Source organism: Nitrososphaera sp. (genome assembly GCF_013388945.1).
GTDB lineage: Archaea > Thermoproteota > Nitrososphaeria > Nitrososphaerales > Nitrososphaeraceae > Nitrososphaera.
The window spans coordinates 1-13285 of sequence record NZ_JACAEH010000004.1 but is presented as its reverse complement, the minus strand read 5'-3'; the positions used below and the strand labels follow the sequence as shown (position 1 = coordinate 13285).

The following is a 13285-nucleotide window of genomic DNA, read 5'->3' as shown; positions in this document are numbered from 1 at the left end:
TGCCTATATAAAATGGTCAGCGACAGCCAACTGAAGGAGCTGGTAAAGATGGCCCGGGAAGGGGCCGGCAAGCGCAACTTTAACCAGTCTGCCGAATTGACACTTGTATTGAAGGATATAGACGTAAAGAAGGGTTTCAACCTCAACGAGGTGGTGGTCCTGCCGCACAAGCCGAGCAGGCTCCCCACGATATGCGTGGTGGGCTCTGGCGACATGGCGCTCAGGGCAAAGAACGCCGGCGTCGAGCACGTCATGGACCCGCAGGAGCTTGACAGGCTCGGCACTAACAAGCGCGAGGCGCGCAAGATGGTCAGGGCTCACGACTTTTTCCTGTCAGACACCAACCAGATGGCGGCAGTCGGCAGGTCTCTCGGGCAGTTCCTCGGGCCAAAGGGCAAGATGCCGACTCCGGTCCCCTACGGCGCCCCGATAGAGAACATCGCTGGCAGGTTCCGCGGCTCGGCGAGGGTCAAGGCAAAGAGCCAGCTCAACGTCTCAGTCAAGATAGGCGACGAAAAGCTTTCAGACGACCAGCTTGCAGAGAACGCAAGCGCCGTCGTGGCGGCGGTAGAGAAGAAACTCCCGCAGGGCGACAAGAACATCCGCAACGCGCACGTCAAGTTCACGATGGGCAAGAAGGCCAAGCTTACGGCGCTCAAGAAGGAGAAGGAGCAATAATGTCGACAGCAGTGGTTGTGCACCGCAAGGGCTACCCGAAGAAGAAGCGCCTGATGTACCAGGAGCTGCAGGAGCTGCCAAAGTCGTACAACGTGATTGCGCTCTCCAAGATGACAAAAGTGCGCGCGTCGCAGCTGATGCTCCTGCGCAAAAAGTTCCGCGACGACATCAAGATAAGGATAGTCAAGAACCAGGTCGCAAGGCGGGCGTTTGAGAAGGTGCAGGGCGTGGCAGGGCTCGAGAACATGAGCAAGGCCCTCGAGGGCCAGTGCGCTCTCATGTTCACCAACATCAGCCCGTTCAAGCTCAACCTGATATTTGGCCAGAACAAGATAATGCTGGCCGCAAAGGGTGGCGACATTGCGACAAAGGAGATAGTCATCCCGGCAGGCAACACCGGCATCGCCCCGGGCCCCGTGCTGTCCGAGTTCAAGGTCGCAAACGTGCAGACAAAGATAGACCAGGGCACCATCTGGGTCAACAAGGACACGGTGGTTGCAAAGCCGGGCGACGTGATATCCCAGCAGCTTGCGTCGCTCATGAGCAAGCTCAACATCAAGCCGATAGAGGCAGGCATTTCAGTCAACCTCGCAATAGCAGAGGGCCTTCTCTTCAAGGAGGCGGACCTCAGGATAGACCTGGCAGAATACAGAAACGAGCTTGTCAGGTCGTTCCAGCAGGCGCTTGCGCTTGCCACAGAGGCAGGCTACGCGACTCCAGAGACCGTCAAGCCGATGCTTGCCAAGGCTCACCAGCAGGCAAGGTCGCTTGCAGCCGAGTCTGGCTACCTCACCGCCGAGACTGCAGACCTTGTATTGCCAAGGGCGCAGTCAAAGGCCCAGGCAGTCGCTGGCGAGGCAAAGAAGAAGGGCTACACCGCCCAGTAACTTTGGATAAATCACATGCGTAATATGCCGACTCGCGCTTAGCTCTCGGTCAAATATCTTGCAGGCTCTTTACGGTACACTCTTTGCTGGCTATGTCAAGGAGCTTCCGGTCGGATGAAAGCAGCATCGAGCCTGTCTTTCTGGCCGTTTGTATGTACAGACAATCGTAAAAATGCAGCCCGAGCTTTAGCGACATATCAAGGACACTGGGAAACAGGCTCAAATCCTCAGCCTGAATTTCTATCGGCAATTTCACAAGATTCTCGTAAGCCTTAATAGCATAGCTCCTTTCTATGATGCCTCTCCTGCTCATCTTGTATAGCACGCTCCCGACTTCGCTGAACAGGATGTTTGGCGCGTAGAGGACTGCCTTTTGTTCTGAAATAATCTTTAGTGCTTTTTCGGAATGTTCTTCATCCACTACCGCCTTGACAAGTACGCTGGCATCAATAGTGTACTTCATCTTTCTTCCCTGGTTTCTCTAACCAGGACTTCTGAAGTGTAGGGCGTCTTGTTCTTTGGCACCTTGCTTTTGCTCCTGAATTCAAGAAAGCTCGTCACTGCTTGCTTCCTCTCCTGTTCCTTTATCTTGGCTTCTATAGCCTTTCTCAGCACTTCACTCCACTGTACGTCTATCGAACGCATCTTTTCTTTGATACGCTTTGGAACCTTGACCGACACAACCGCTGTGTTGTCGCCTTTCACGCAGTACATCGCGCCGTTGTCTGATATAAAGTCTACTAATTGGTAGACCATTTGGTAATACCGTTATAATAAAAATGGAGGCCGGCTTTACGCCGGATTCACCGTCACAGTCACAGAGCTGGACGCGCTTGCCCCGCCGTGCGTGGCAATAACGCTCAGCGCGCTTGAAGACGCGGCGCTCACCCCTGCTGCCGTGAACAGCACGCTTGCAGTGTCAGACGATACGGCAAGCGTTCCAAGCGAAGGCGTGCCAAGCGCCCAGACGTAGGCGGCGCCCGTTATGGAATTGCCGTACGCGTCCTTGGCAGCCGCGTTAAACGTCGCCGAAGCTCCGGCGTTCAAGGTCGCACCGGCAGGCGAGATTGCCACGCTTGACACGGCCGCGGGCTTGACCTCAAACGCGTTGCTGGTCGCAGTCTTGCCAGAGCCGGCGACAGTCAAAGTCACGTTGCCCTCGGCCTTGAACATCTTTGCCGCAAACACGTGCTGGCCGGCGTCGCTTGCGGTGAACGTGTAGGACGACTGCGTAACGGTGGGCGCCTGGCCGCTTGCAGACGTCCCGGCGTTGGTGCTTATCGTGACCGTGCCGTTATAGTTGGTCTTGACGTCGCCGTCATCGTCGACGGCGGTCACCTTGAACGTGAACTCGGTCCCTGCCACCTGGTTGCCTATTGGAGTTATCACAAAGTGGTCAAGGTCGCCCGGGGCCGGCTGCGGCGCGGGCTGCGTCCTGTCAAGGTCAAGCTCACCTGTAAGCGCGTATATCCTTGCGTGCCTGCCCACTATCACCGGCGACTCGCCGACGAACTTCCACGTGTTCTCGTCCTGCGCCGGGAGCAGTATGGCGTTGAGCCTGAAATTCATCTGGCCCCGCTCGTCGTCCTTGAACAGCTTGCCGTGCAGCTGGAACCTGCCCAGGTCAGACTGGCTCTGGGCCTTCACCTTCCCCTCTGCGCGCACCTTCCACTGCTCGCCTCCGTACGCGACGGTGCCGTTCACAGACACCTTGGCGTTCTTGCCGGCGTCCTTGAGCACCGTCCCTGAAAGGTCGACTGTTGCGTCTGAAGTCTTGACGCTGCCGGGGCTCTTTACCACAACAATGCCCTTGCCGGTCGCCTTGAGGCTTCCAAGCGACGCGCTTGCTCGCTCATCTTCATCGTCGTCGAACCTTGCCTGCTTGTTCTCTTTTATCGCTATCTTGTCTTTTGCCTTGCGTTCCTTGTCGTCGTCGGCCCAGACCGAGGCGCCCAAAGGCACGGCGGCCAGGATCAGCACGGCTGCAAGCGCAATGGCCAACACCCTACTGTTCATGTGCAAGACTGCCTGGCAAGCGCTAAAAAGCAGTGTGGAAAGATTACCTAGAGGTAAAAACTAGAGATGGCAAGAACGTGAAAAGGGAAAAGAGGGGGAAGGCTTAACCGAACAGAGAGGAGAGTCCCTCGAGGGCTTCTTCCTCTTTCTTCTCGTCCTTCTTCTCTTCCTTTGCCGGAGCCGCTCCGCCTGAAGGCGCTGCGCCTGCTGCTGGGGCCGCCGCTGCGACTGCCACCGGCGCTGCCTTGAGTGCCTCTTCGATGTTTACCTCGGAGAGCGCGGCGACGAGGGCTTTTACCCTCACGTCGTCGGGGCTTACGCCTGCGGCTTTGACCACATTCTTGACATTATCTTCACTGATATTCTGCTTTAGCTTGTGCAGAAGCAAAGCAGCGTATACGTATTCCATTGCAGTCTGCTTTCCGACTTGCACCATATTTGAACTTTCCGAGAAATTATAGTCGTTAGTCAACCACCTCCGCAGATGTGGCACAGTACTCGATAGAGACTACAACGCTGCTCTCAATATCCTGCAGGAGGGATTGAAGCTTCTGCAACTACCCGTGCAACATGGGGAAGTCACGCCTGTAGAGATTTAATACGGAATCACTGAAGCAGGAAATCCGCGCTTTGATGGGTAGTTGACTTGAATCTAACGGCGGACTCTGCCAGCGACAGCCTTTACCGCCCGCCCAGAGGGCGATTCATCAACACTTGCAATTCTTGCATAAAGGCCTATTAGGTAATTCTGCGTAATAGTTGCAATGAGCAACACGGTACTCATTGAAGAAGAAACAACAGAAGGGGTGCCAGTGTGCGGTGGAAACCTCTCGACTCCTGTGACTGACACCGTGCGGTACATCGAGGAAGTGCACTACACGATAGGGAACAGGCTGTACATAGAAAATGCAGACTAGAAAGAGGCAGGAGATAGATCGCCGCGACACGGAGCTAGAGAACATTGTAGGCAACCTCCTGATAGCGGAATATCAGGTCGAGAAGCTGAGGGGCAGGCTCATGGAAAAGCTTACCCCAGCATATTCGGGAACCAACGCCGTCAACAGCTCTGCGTACAGCTTCAAGATAGGCGGCAAGTGGTACAAGCTCTCGCTGAAGGTGGAAGAAGAGACAGAGCTGAACATAAAGAAGGAAAAAGAGGCCTGACCCTCATTTTTTAAAATGTAGTGGACTGGGTGGGATTTGAACCCACGACCACCTACGTGTCCTCTGCCTTACCGGCATGCAAGGCAGGTATTCTACCGGACTAAACTACCAGCCCACAACCAACTAGCCAGAACAATGATAATTTAAAGTATCAGTCGAGACCCTGGAGAAGCCCGTCGGCCTTCATCTTTTCTGCGTGGGCCGAGATGTAGCGCCAGATGATGTCGGCGCGGTCTGACTGAAAGTCCCAAGGGGCAATGAGAACCAGGTCGTTGTCGCGGATCCACATCCTGCGCTTTATCTTGCCGCGGATCCTGCAGGTGCGCACCTTGCCGTCAGTGCACTTGACTATGATGTTGTCGCCGCCGACGAGCTTTATCACCCTGCCCAAAAGCTCGCCCTCCTGCGGTATGACCATCTCCTTGAGCGCTGACTCGGAAAGTACCTTTTTCTTGCCTATTTCAGGTCCCAAAGGTTATGCGGACCTATGGGGTTAAAAGTGTACCGGTGTTGCCATCTGGACACCCTGTACCTGCCTCACGGACTGCCCGGTCGCAGGCCGGCAGCACCCGGTGCTACACAATTAAATAACGCCGGAATAGATTGCATGAACGGGCCGTTAGCTCAGCTTGGTGGAGCGTTCGACTGATAATCGAAAGGTCGAGGGTTCAAATCCCTTACGGCCCATACGTCAACAATTGTTAATCCTGCAAGGTAGACAATTCCTCTATCAAGTATAAATCAACCTGCCTGCCAAGTACCGCCGTGAGCTTTGACCCGACTTCAATGCTTGCGTCGGTAGGGTTTGGAGGCGTCGCCGGCTTTCTGATAGGCTACGCGATAAAGAAGGTGATGAAGCTCATGCTGGTGATAATCGGCCTGTTCTTTGCAGCACTTGGATACCTGTGGCAGCAGCAGATCATAACTATAAACTGGGACAGATTCACCGCAACCTCTGAAGGCGCGCTGCAAGGAATCCAGAACGCGACAGGCACGATACCGAGCGCGGCCGACCAGACATTCTCGGCGCTTGCAAACATCGGCATCCCCCTCACAGGAAGCTTTGCAGCCGCGTTTGTCTTTGGCTTCATGAAGGGCTGACCTGCGCGCAGGTTGCCTGTCCCGGAAATAGCATCAAGAGCATCCTGCAGGCAGGAAAATTCCTCATGCGCAGTAGAACGACATTCTATAACGGTATGTCATACATGTTTTATATCATGTCGCTTTGCCGTACTGCATGAACAACGGTGACAAGGCAAGGCATGTTCCAAAGGCAGCCGTGGCGCTCCCCGTGATAGCCGCGCTGCTTGCAGCAACGGCGTTTCTGCCGGCGCTGCAGACGGCTGCCGCGCAGTCGTCAGGATCGGCTTCTGCCACCGGACAAATCCAGACAATGTACAGCACATCGTACCCCAAGATCCAGGCTGATGCGGACAGCTCGTTCACGGTGCAGTCGGAATACCACCTCTACAAGCCCGGCGACACGGTGAGGATAGAAGGCTCGATGTCGTCAGAGATGAGAGAAGAGACCCAGTCAGACACTGTCAGCGTCAACGTCAAAAACGCAAGCGGCCAGGTGGTCGCAACGCAGAATGCGACGGTTGACAGCAGCGGCAACTACTCTGCGACGATAACGCTGCCTGCAAGCGCCCAGGAAGGCGAATACAGCGCCGACTCGAAGATCGAGGTGAGCGCAAGCGTCCTGGGCCTGCTCAGCGCGGACGTCATAGCCAAGCTGGAAGCCTCGGCAGAGTTTGTGGTCGGAAGCTCGGCCTCCTTTGACGTGGAGGCCTCTGGCGGCGAGCAGTTCTCGGTGGACATCACGAGCAACTCTAACGTGAGCGAGGTCACGCTGAACGAGGAGGCAAAGAGACTCTCGTTCACAGTCGAGGGCCAGACAGGCACAACAGGCGCGGCCGAGGTGACGATACCAAAGGCCATGCTGAGCGGCGAGATGACCGTGCTTATCGACGGCCAGCTTGTGACGGCGGAATCAAACGACGTCATCCTAAAGTCACAGACCCAGACGGATGCGACGTTTGAGATAAACTACCACCACAGCGAGCACACAGTTGAAGTGACTGGCACGACGGTTGTCCCCGAGTTCCCGCTGGCTGCCCTGATAATGGCTGCAGGCGTGGCTTCGGTGGTTGGCATCGTGGCAGTAGGCAGGGCGACCGGGCGCTTTGGGCTCTGGTCGTAGCCCCCTCTTTTTTCTTTTCTAGAAAAGTGTCCGATAGGGCTTAAATCCTGACAGAGAATAGACATGGTGTTGCTTGAACAGACGCTGCTGCAAGGAGCCGCAGACCTCGGGCTTGTGGTAATCGCCCTTCTTGCAGGGCTCCTCATACTCTGGATAGCGGTGTCTGTACCGGTCTGGATAGCGGCAAAGATCCTGACGCTTGGAAAGGCCAGGTTCACCCGGGCGATGCTCGTCACGGCAGTGGGGCCGGCAATCTATGCCATTGTGTTTTTCATCTCTAGCTTTGCGCTCTCTGTGGCTCTCGGCGAGCGGTTCTTCGTCGCTGCAGTCTCTTTCATACTGGCGTTTGTCGCCTGGTTAGGCGTGTTCAAGGCAGGCTTTGACACGGGCTGGCTCAGGGCACTTGCGATAGCTCTCCTTGCGACAATAGTGTTTGTGATAATCGGGGCAATAGTGACAGTCGCGCTGCAGGCGCTGGTGCCCGACGTGCCGCCGATAACGCCCTTCCCGTCGTTCTAACTGGCGACAGACACGTACTGGCGCTCGGCCCAGTCGATGACCTGCTGGAGGTCTGTCACGACCAGGTCTGCCCCCTCCTCGCCGGCCTGCTGGAGCTCAGGCGTGGCGACTATTGCGAGGCGCAGCTCGCCCTTGAGCCTGCCCTTCATGGACCTCGTGGTCGAGGCCAGCAGCCTCATGGGCCCCTCGCCTGAAGAGAGGATGCAGACCAGCAAGAGCCCGCGCCTGTTGCCCCAGACCCGCGAGAGGTAGCGCTGAAAGTCTATATCGAAAAACGGGTCCATGTCCTGTTCGATGCTGCCGACGTACTGCGAGTCCCACCCGAGCACCTGGAACGCGACTGCGGCGCTTTTTGCAAGGTGGACCATGTCGTCCGTGCCGGCCACGCAGATGACGTGGGCGTTCATCTTGGGCTCCGCAGGCCGGGCATTGAACTTGACAAGGTCCACAAGCTCGGCAAGCACTTCTGACAGGTGTATGCGCTCGGTCTTGCCTATCCTGCCCCTGCTGTACAGCTCGCTGACCGTCTTTGCAGCCGGCAGTATAACGTCTGTCAGCACCTTGACCTGGTCCACGTTTGAGTTAAGCACGCTCACGAGCAGCCGGCGCGCCTGCTCCTCCTCGCCGGCAAGCGCAAAGTCGAGCATCTTTTGCTGCACCTGGTTGTAGTTGACAGGAAACTCGATGTCGGCGACGCCTGTTTCCAGAAACCACACGTTGACTGTGCCGACCTTTTTCTTTTTCACAAGGCCTATTGCGTGCATGACGTCCAGGTATTTGGTAATGGTCATGCGGTTCAGGCCTGTCTTGTCGGCAAGCTCTATCCCGGAAAGCCCGGTCCCGGCGTTCTGCAGGGCGTCGACGATCTTGCGCTTGACCTCGTCAAGCGTGTAGCGCCGGTACATCAGTCCAGCTTCGGCCTTGCACGATAAAAACCCTTACCGGTGCTTCTTTTTCGGGAGCTTTCTCGAGCCCGATATCAGGTCCGTGAGGGCGTTAAACGCCTTGCCTACCTGGTCCATCCTCACGAGCATGATGGTGTCCGTGTAGACGCTGACGGTGTCCTCTATGTTGATGTGCCTGCGCGCAAGCTGGTTGTAAAACGCGATTGCGCAGCCGGGGGTCTTGATTATCTCCTCCGGGCTGTGCACTATGATTGCTGCAAGGTCGTCTTCCACTTCAAGTATGTCGTGCTGTCCAAACATCGCCTTGACGTCGTCCAAGAGCGCGTCGTCAAAGATGAGCGTGATTGACATGATGCTTTCAGACACGCTGATGTAGTTGTCGACGTTCTGGGTCAGCGATCTGGCTATCTTTTCGATGTTCCTCTTGCTCTTTGCGGCCGACAGCTTTGCAACATCTGTCTTGACGCTGACGGTGCTCCCTGCCAGGATGGCCGCAATCGGCCTCTCTGGCACGTCATAGTCGCGCCTTGACCTTTTCAGCGCAGTCACGATGCTCTCGACGCTCGTGTTCTTGCCGAGCATCTGGTCTATCTGGGGCTTGATTATCCTTGCAAGCGCGCTGATGTTGCAGTAGTCGCGCTGGAGCGAGTCCTGGAACGACAGGTCGTTGTTGACGACTTCCTTGACCGCGTTTGTTATGGATTTCTCGCTGACCGACATCGGTCAATACCACCTTGATTTAGGTCATTCCTGACCAAAAAATATAAATGTAGTGCTTGAAACGCAACGCATGTCAGATGGCAAAGGTTGTCCTCGCGTACTCCGGCGGGCTTGACACGTCGGTGTGCATACGCTACCTGCAAAAGCTCCACAAGATGGACGTCATCACGGCAACCGTTGACTGCGGCCAGGATGACGACTTTGCAGAAATAGAGCGCAGGTCAAAGGCGATAGGCGCCATCAAGCACGTCTACGTCGACGCAAAGGAAGAGTTTGCCCGCGACTACGTCATCCCAAGCATCAAGGCAAACGGCCTGTACCAGAACAAGTACCCGCTAGCGACAGCCCTTGCGCGCCCTCTCATAGCGGCAAAGACAGTAGAGGTGGCAGAGAAGGAGGGCGCAACAGCCATAGCGCACGGCTGCACCGGCAAGGGCAACGACCAGATACGCTTTGACGTGACCATGCGCGCGCTCAACCCTGCCTTGAAGATAATCGCGCCTATCCGCGACATGAATCTTACACGCGACGTCGAGATAAAATACGCCAAGGAGCAGAACATCCCGATAAGCACGGAGGCAAAAAAGTACAGCATCGACCTGAACCTCTGGGGCAGGGCGGTTGAAGGTGGCGACATAGAGGACCCTGACTTTGAGCCTCCAGAAGAGGCGTTCCAGTTCATAAACTTCAAAAACGACAAGGCAGGATACCTTGAAATCGAGTTTGAAAACGGCGCGCCGGTGGCCGCCGACGGCAAGCGCATGCCCATTATTGATTTGATACGGTACGTTAACGACAAGGCCGGCGCGCACGGCGTCGGGATCGTCGACCACATCGAGGACCGCGTGGTCGGGATAAAATCACGCGAGGTGTACGAGGCGCCGGCAGCACTTGCCATCATAGAGGCGCACAAGGACCTTGAAAAGATGGTCCTGACAAAGCACGAGCTTGCTTTCAAGAAGATGGTTGACGAGCAGTGGGCGTGGCTTGCCTATGCAGGATTGTGGCAGGACCCGCTGCGTTCAGACTTGGATAGGTTTATAGACGCGACGCAAAACCGCGTTAGCGGTACCGTGCGACTGAAGATGCAGCGTGGATCACTTCGCGTCGTTGGACGCAAGTCGCGCTATTCCCTGTACAAGAACGACCTGGCGACGTATGCGGCCGGGTCGACCTTTGACCAGAGTTTGGCAAAGGGATTTGTTGAGCTGTGGGGACTGCAATCGATAACCGCAAACTCGGTTGCAGACGCGGCCAGCAAGAAACAGCAGCAAAAAGGAGGCAACAAAAAATGAAAAAAGAATGCCAAGAATGTGGAGCCGACATCAGCATCCCCGAAGACGCTGTGGTGGGAGAGATAGTCACCTGCCCGGACTGCGGAGGCGACTTTGAGATAGCCACCAAGGCCGCGGACAAGGTGGAGCTGAAGCCGGCAGAAACAGTGGGCGAAGACTGGGGACAGTAATGGCCGAGGTCTGCATAATCTACGACAAGGTGCGCTTCGAGGAAAAGGCGCTCTACGACAAGGCGCTCGAAAAGGGCGTCAAGGCGCAGATGGTCGATGCCAAGGGCATCACCGTCAGCACGGAGAGCAAGAAAAGCGACTTTTCTTTAGGCGACGTGATAATGCAGAGGAGCGTGAGCCATTACCGGGGGCTCTACCTGACGGCCTGCTTGGAATTTCTTGACTTCCCGGTCATCAACACGTTTTCAACAGCCGAGATTTGCGGAAACAAGCTTGTCACGTCGCTTGCGCTGGCAAAGAACAACATACCGACGCCAAAGACCCAGCTTGCGTTTTCTGCAGAGACTGCCATAGAGATGATACGCAAGACCGGCCTGCCGCTTGTGCTAAAGCCGATTGTAGGCTCATGGGGCAGGGGCGTGTTTCCGCTGCGCGATGAGGAGACTGCAAACATGATAGTCGAGATGAGGGAGGAAAACGACAGCCCGCTTGCAAGGATCTATTATGTCCAGGAGATGATAGACAGGCCGCCACGCGACGTGCGCTGCATTGTGGTGGGCGAGCAGGTCGTGACTGCCATCTACCGTTATTCTGGCGAGGGCGAGTGGCGCACAAACGTCGCAAGGGGCGGCAAGGCCGAGCTTGCGCCGGTGACAAAGGAGCTTGAAGACCTTGCGTTGAGGGCCGCAAAAGCAGTTGGCGGAGGCATAGTGGGCGTAGACCTGATGGAGGACAAGGCACGCGGCCTTGTCGTTCACGAAGTGAACAACACCGTGGAATTCAGGGGCGCGGCAAGCGTTTCTGTAAACGACATTCCCGGCGCCATGATAGACTATGCGGTAGGAATAGCAAAAAAATAGACTGCAATGCACTGCCTGCGTCTTGCTTTTAAGCGCCGGCGACACAAAATCGCGTCATGAAAGAAAAGTCCTTCTTTGAAGTTGTGCGTGGGCGGAGGTCCATCCGGGCTTTCAAGGACACGCCAGTCGGCAAGTCCGTCCTTGAGAGAATAATGCAGGTGTGCGACATGACGCCGTCGTCGGGCGGGTTCCAGTCATTTGAGGTGTACCAGATAAGCAGCAAAAATATGAAGGAGCAGCTTGTGGGCGCGGCCATGGATCAGGAATTTATCTCGCAGGCACCCCTGGTGCTCCTGTTCTGCGCCAACCCCGTGCGCTCGGGCTACAAGTACGGGGAAAGATCCAAGCTTTTTTCGGTGCAGGACGCCACCATAGCTGCAGCGTACACACAGCTTACGGTCCAGGCCATGGGGCTTGCGACAGTGTGGGTAGGCGCATTTAACGAGCAAAAGGTGTCAGAGATAGCAAGACTGCCCGCGGACCAGAGGCCCGTTGCAATACTGCCGATAGGATACCCTGCTGAAAAACCCAAGGACAAGACCACAAGGGGTCCGCAAGACCTGCTGCATGTTGCAGAGTAGCGTGATGACCAGTTTCGGTCATTATTGACCTCTATCGGGTCAAATATGTCCAAAAAATATAAATTGGCATTTCCAAGGCTTGATTCTCACCAAGCATGACAATGGAGGAACTTTGTAATTGAAGGTCGGAGTAGTTGGCGCTTCAGGCTACGTCGGCGGCGAGCTCTTGAGGCTTCTTGTCACCCACCCCAAGGTGGAAATAAACATGGTGACGTCGAGGCAGAAGGCAGGCGAGTACGTGCACAGGGTGCACCCGAGCCTGAAAGGGTTCATCGACCTGACGTTCTCGCCCATGGACATGGAAAAGCTTGCCAACAGCTGCGACATGGTGTTCACCTCCGTGCCGCACGGAAAAGCCAACAAAATAGTCAAGGATCTCTACGACAGGGGAGTCAAGATAATCGACCTTTCTGCCGACTTTAGGCTGAAGAATCCGAAGGACTATGTCAAGTGGTACGGGTGGGAGCACCCCTTCCCGGACATGCTCTCAAAGAGCGTGTTTGGGGTGCCGGAGCTCCACCGCGAGGAGATAAAGAAGGCGCAGCTCGTCTCGTGCCCCGGCTGCATGGCAGTGACGTCGCTCCTTGCGCTCAAGCCACTCATAGAGAACAACCTCATAGACACCGAACACGTCGTGGTCGACAGCAAGATAGGCTCGTCTGGAGCCGGCGCCAAGGCAAACGCGGGCACGCACCACGCCATGCGCTACGGAGTCATCAGGCCCTACAAGCCTGCAAAGCACAGGCACACGGGCGAGATAGAGCAGGAGCTTTCGATAATTGCCAAGAAGCAGATAAAGGTCAGCATGAGCCCGCACGCAGTCAACATCGTCCGCGGAATCCTGACCACGAACCACACGTTCCTTACGCGCAAGGTAGAGGAGCTGGAACTCTGGAAGATGTACCGCAACTCGTACAAGGGCGAGCCGTTTGTCAGGCTGATTCGGGACAAGAAGGGCCTCTACAAGTTCCCGGACCCCAAGTTCGTCGTCGGCTCGAACTTTTGCGACGTGGGCTTTGACATAGACGAGGACAACCAGAGGATAGTGGCGCTGTCGGCGTCTGACAACCTCATGAAGGGCGCCGCAGGCTCGGCGATACAGAACATGAACGTGATGTTCGGCTACGAGGAGACAGAGGGCTTGAAGTACACGCCGCTGACCCCGGTATGATAGTCATAAAGATAGGCGGGAGCGTCGTTGACGGGCTGCACCCGTCAACGCTTGCCGACATCAAGGCGATTGCAGAAAAAGAGCAGCTGGTGTTCGTGCACGGCGGCGGCAAGGAG

Annotated in this window: 19 protein-coding genes, 2 tRNA genes and 2 pseudogenes; 15 read left to right on the top strand and 8 right to left on the bottom strand. The window is 56.0% G+C overall.

Translation table 11 applies throughout. The features are described 5' to 3' along the window. Positions 1-12 precede the first annotated feature (12 nt). Positions 13-678 carry a 50S ribosomal protein L1 gene (locus HXY31_RS01615; RefSeq protein ID WP_292638879.1) on the top strand — a complete coding sequence of 222 codons (666 nt, stop codon included), beginning with the start codon at positions 13-15 and terminating at the stop codon, positions 676-678. After that, positions 678-1565: a 50S ribosomal protein L10 gene (locus HXY31_RS01610; RefSeq protein ID WP_292638877.1), complete on the top strand. Its 888-nt coding sequence runs from the start codon at positions 678-680 to the stop codon at positions 1563-1565. Before HXY31_RS01615 ends, HXY31_RS01610 begins: the two co-directional genes overlap by 1 nt. A gap of 49 nt (positions 1566-1614) precedes the next feature. Here HXY31_RS01610 and HXY31_RS01605 read toward each other — a convergent pair whose 3' ends face one another. The 4 genes from HXY31_RS01605 to rpl12p form a co-directional block, all read right to left on the bottom strand. After that, complete coding sequence (locus tag HXY31_RS01605; protein WP_292638876.1) at positions 1615-2028, bottom strand: type II toxin-antitoxin system VapC family toxin; 414 nt, start codon at positions 2026-2028, stop codon at positions 1615-1617. Continuing rightward, positions 2025-2270: a hypothetical protein gene (locus HXY31_RS01600; protein WP_292638874.1), complete on the bottom strand. Its 246-nt coding sequence runs from the start codon at positions 2268-2270 to the stop codon at positions 2025-2027. Before HXY31_RS01600 ends, HXY31_RS01605 begins: the two co-directional genes overlap by 4 nt. Before the next feature lie 87 nt (positions 2271-2357). Then, entirely contained in the window at positions 2358-3581 is a 1224-nt protein-coding gene (locus tag HXY31_RS01595) for a hypothetical protein (protein ID WP_292638872.1), read from the bottom strand. Between the two features lie 103 nt (positions 3582-3684). Further along, complete coding sequence (gene rpl12p, locus HXY31_RS01590) at positions 3685-3990, bottom strand: 50S ribosomal protein P1 (protein WP_292638868.1); 306 nt, start codon at positions 3988-3990, stop codon at positions 3685-3687. A 73-nt stretch (positions 3991-4063) separates the two neighbouring features. Between rpl12p and HXY31_RS01585 the strand changes: the two are divergent. The 3 genes and pseudogenes from HXY31_RS01585 to HXY31_RS01575 all read left to right on the top strand — a co-directional run. Continuing rightward, positions 4064-4226, top strand: a pseudogene (locus HXY31_RS01585) (RNA-guided endonuclease TnpB family protein); the annotation flags it as partial. Between the two features lie 119 nt (positions 4227-4345). Continuing rightward, positions 4346-4498, top strand: a complete 153-nt coding sequence (locus HXY31_RS01580; protein WP_292638865.1) for a hypothetical protein — start codon at positions 4346-4348, stop codon at positions 4496-4498. After that, positions 4488-4745 carry a hypothetical protein gene (locus HXY31_RS01575; protein ID WP_292638863.1) on the top strand — a complete coding sequence of 86 codons (258 nt, stop codon included), beginning with the start codon at positions 4488-4490 and terminating at the stop codon, positions 4743-4745. Before HXY31_RS01580 ends, HXY31_RS01575 begins: the two co-directional genes overlap by 11 nt. 21 nt (positions 4746-4766) lie before the next feature. Here the strand turns inward: HXY31_RS01575 and HXY31_RS01570 are convergent. Both HXY31_RS01570 and HXY31_RS01565 read right to left on the bottom strand, forming a co-directional pair. Further along, positions 4767-4860 (bottom strand) — tRNA-Ala (locus tag HXY31_RS01570). Positions 4861-4896: 36 nt separating this feature from the next. Further along, positions 4897-5205, bottom strand: a complete 309-nt coding sequence (locus HXY31_RS01565; RefSeq protein ID WP_342816310.1) for a translation initiation factor eIF-1A — start codon at positions 5203-5205, stop codon at positions 4897-4899. Between the two features lie 153 nt (positions 5206-5358). Here HXY31_RS01565 and HXY31_RS01560 point away from each other — a divergent pair. The 4 genes from HXY31_RS01560 to HXY31_RS01545 all read left to right on the top strand — a co-directional run bounded on the left by HXY31_RS01560 (position 5359) and on the right by HXY31_RS01545 (position 7467). Continuing rightward, positions 5359-5432: transfer RNA gene (locus tag HXY31_RS01560), tRNA-Ile, on the top strand. 78 nt (positions 5433-5510) lie between these two features. Continuing rightward, positions 5511-5846 carry an FUN14 domain-containing protein gene (locus tag HXY31_RS01555; protein WP_292638857.1) on the top strand — a complete coding sequence of 112 codons (336 nt, stop codon included), beginning with the start codon at positions 5511-5513 and terminating at the stop codon, positions 5844-5846. A gap of 136 nt (positions 5847-5982) precedes the next feature. After that, on the top strand, positions 5983-6948 hold the full coding sequence (locus tag HXY31_RS01550) for an MG2 domain-containing protein (RefSeq protein WP_292638856.1): 966 nt from the start codon (positions 5983-5985) through the stop codon (positions 6946-6948). Between the two features lie 69 nt (positions 6949-7017). Beyond that, positions 7018-7467, top strand: coding sequence for a hypothetical protein (locus HXY31_RS01545; protein ID WP_292638854.1), 450 nt, complete (start codon positions 7018-7020; stop codon positions 7465-7467). Here the strand turns inward: HXY31_RS01545 and HXY31_RS01540 are convergent. Then, positions 7464-8372 (bottom strand): B12-binding domain-containing protein, encoded by a 909-nt coding sequence (locus tag HXY31_RS01540; RefSeq protein ID WP_292638852.1) that lies wholly within the window; start codon positions 8370-8372, stop codon positions 7464-7466. The genes HXY31_RS01545 and HXY31_RS01540 overlap by 4 nt on opposite strands. Before the next feature lie 33 nt (positions 8373-8405). Then, entirely contained in the window at positions 8406-9092 is a 687-nt protein-coding gene (locus tag HXY31_RS01535; RefSeq protein ID WP_292638850.1) for an ACT domain-containing protein, read from the bottom strand. 77 nt (positions 9093-9169) lie between these two features. On the opposite strand from HXY31_RS01535, the gene HXY31_RS01530 reads away from it, so the two are divergent. The 6 genes and pseudogenes from HXY31_RS01530 to HXY31_RS12335 all read left to right on the top strand — a co-directional run. Continuing rightward, positions 9170-10387 (top strand): argininosuccinate synthase, encoded by a 1218-nt coding sequence (locus HXY31_RS01530; protein ID WP_292638848.1) that lies wholly within the window; start codon positions 9170-9172, stop codon positions 10385-10387. Continuing rightward, a complete protein-coding gene (locus HXY31_RS01525; protein WP_292638846.1) occupies positions 10384-10557 on the top strand; it encodes an alpha-aminoadipate/glutamate carrier protein LysW in 174 nt (57 codons plus the stop codon). The genes HXY31_RS01530 and HXY31_RS01525 overlap by 4 nt, the downstream gene beginning before the upstream one ends. Further along, positions 10557-11417: a lysine biosynthesis protein LysX gene (gene lysX / locus HXY31_RS01520; RefSeq protein ID WP_292638844.1), complete on the top strand. Its 861-nt coding sequence runs from the start codon at positions 10557-10559 to the stop codon at positions 11415-11417. The genes HXY31_RS01525 and lysX overlap by 1 nt, the downstream gene beginning before the upstream one ends. A 56-nt stretch (positions 11418-11473) precedes the next feature. After that, positions 11474-11998: a nitroreductase family protein gene (locus HXY31_RS01515; RefSeq protein ID WP_292638841.1), complete on the top strand. Its 525-nt coding sequence runs from the start codon at positions 11474-11476 to the stop codon at positions 11996-11998. 118 nt (positions 11999-12116) lie between these two features. Further along, positions 12117-13169 carry an N-acetyl-gamma-glutamyl-phosphate reductase gene (argC, locus tag HXY31_RS01510; protein WP_292638839.1) on the top strand — a complete coding sequence of 351 codons (1053 nt, stop codon included), beginning with the start codon at positions 12117-12119 and terminating at the stop codon, positions 13167-13169. Next, positions 13166-13285: pseudogene (locus HXY31_RS12335) on the top strand (acetylaminoadipate kinase); the annotation flags it as partial. The gene argC and the pseudogene HXY31_RS12335, both read left to right, overlap by 4 nt.

Bases quoted from the DNA above. Each gene is read 5' to 3' on its own strand.
- HXY31_RS01615 (WP_292638879.1), top strand. From the start codon at position 13: ATGGTCAGCGACAGCCAACTGAAGGAGCTGGTAAAGATGGCCCGGGAA.
- HXY31_RS01610 (WP_292638877.1), top strand. From the start codon at position 678: ATGTCGACAGCAGTGGTTGTGCACCGCAAGGGCTACCCGAAGAAGAAG.
- HXY31_RS01605 (WP_292638876.1), bottom strand. From the start codon at position 2,028: ATGAAGTACACTATTGATGCCAGCGTACTTGTCAAGGCGGTAGTGGAT.
- HXY31_RS01595 (WP_292638872.1), bottom strand. From the start codon at position 3,581: ATGAACAGTAGGGTGTTGGCCATTGCGCTTGCAGCCGTGCTGATCCTG.
- rpl12p (WP_292638868.1), bottom strand. From the start codon at position 3,990: ATGGAATACGTATACGCTGCTTTGCTTCTGCACAAGCTAAAGCAGAAT.
- HXY31_RS01580 (WP_292638865.1), top strand. From the start codon at position 4,346: ATGAGCAACACGGTACTCATTGAAGAAGAAACAACAGAAGGGGTGCCA.
- HXY31_RS01575 (WP_292638863.1), top strand. From the start codon at position 4,488: ATGCAGACTAGAAAGAGGCAGGAGATAGATCGCCGCGACACGGAGCTA.
- HXY31_RS01550 (WP_292638856.1), top strand. From the start codon at position 5,983: ATGAACAACGGTGACAAGGCAAGGCATGTTCCAAAGGCAGCCGTGGCG.
- HXY31_RS01540 (WP_292638852.1), bottom strand. From the start codon at position 8,372: ATGTACCGGCGCTACACGCTTGACGAGGTCAAGCGCAAGATCGTCGAC.
- HXY31_RS01535 (WP_292638850.1), bottom strand. From the start codon at position 9,092: ATGTCGGTCAGCGAGAAATCCATAACAAACGCGGTCAAGGAAGTCGTC.
- HXY31_RS01530 (WP_292638848.1), top strand. From the start codon at position 9,170: ATGGCAAAGGTTGTCCTCGCGTACTCCGGCGGGCTTGACACGTCGGTG.
- HXY31_RS01525 (WP_292638846.1), top strand. From the start codon at position 10,384: ATGAAAAAAGAATGCCAAGAATGTGGAGCCGACATCAGCATCCCCGAA.
- lysX (WP_292638844.1), top strand. From the start codon at position 10,557: ATGGCCGAGGTCTGCATAATCTACGACAAGGTGCGCTTCGAGGAAAAG.
- HXY31_RS01515 (WP_292638841.1), top strand. From the start codon at position 11,474: ATGAAAGAAAAGTCCTTCTTTGAAGTTGTGCGTGGGCGGAGGTCCATC.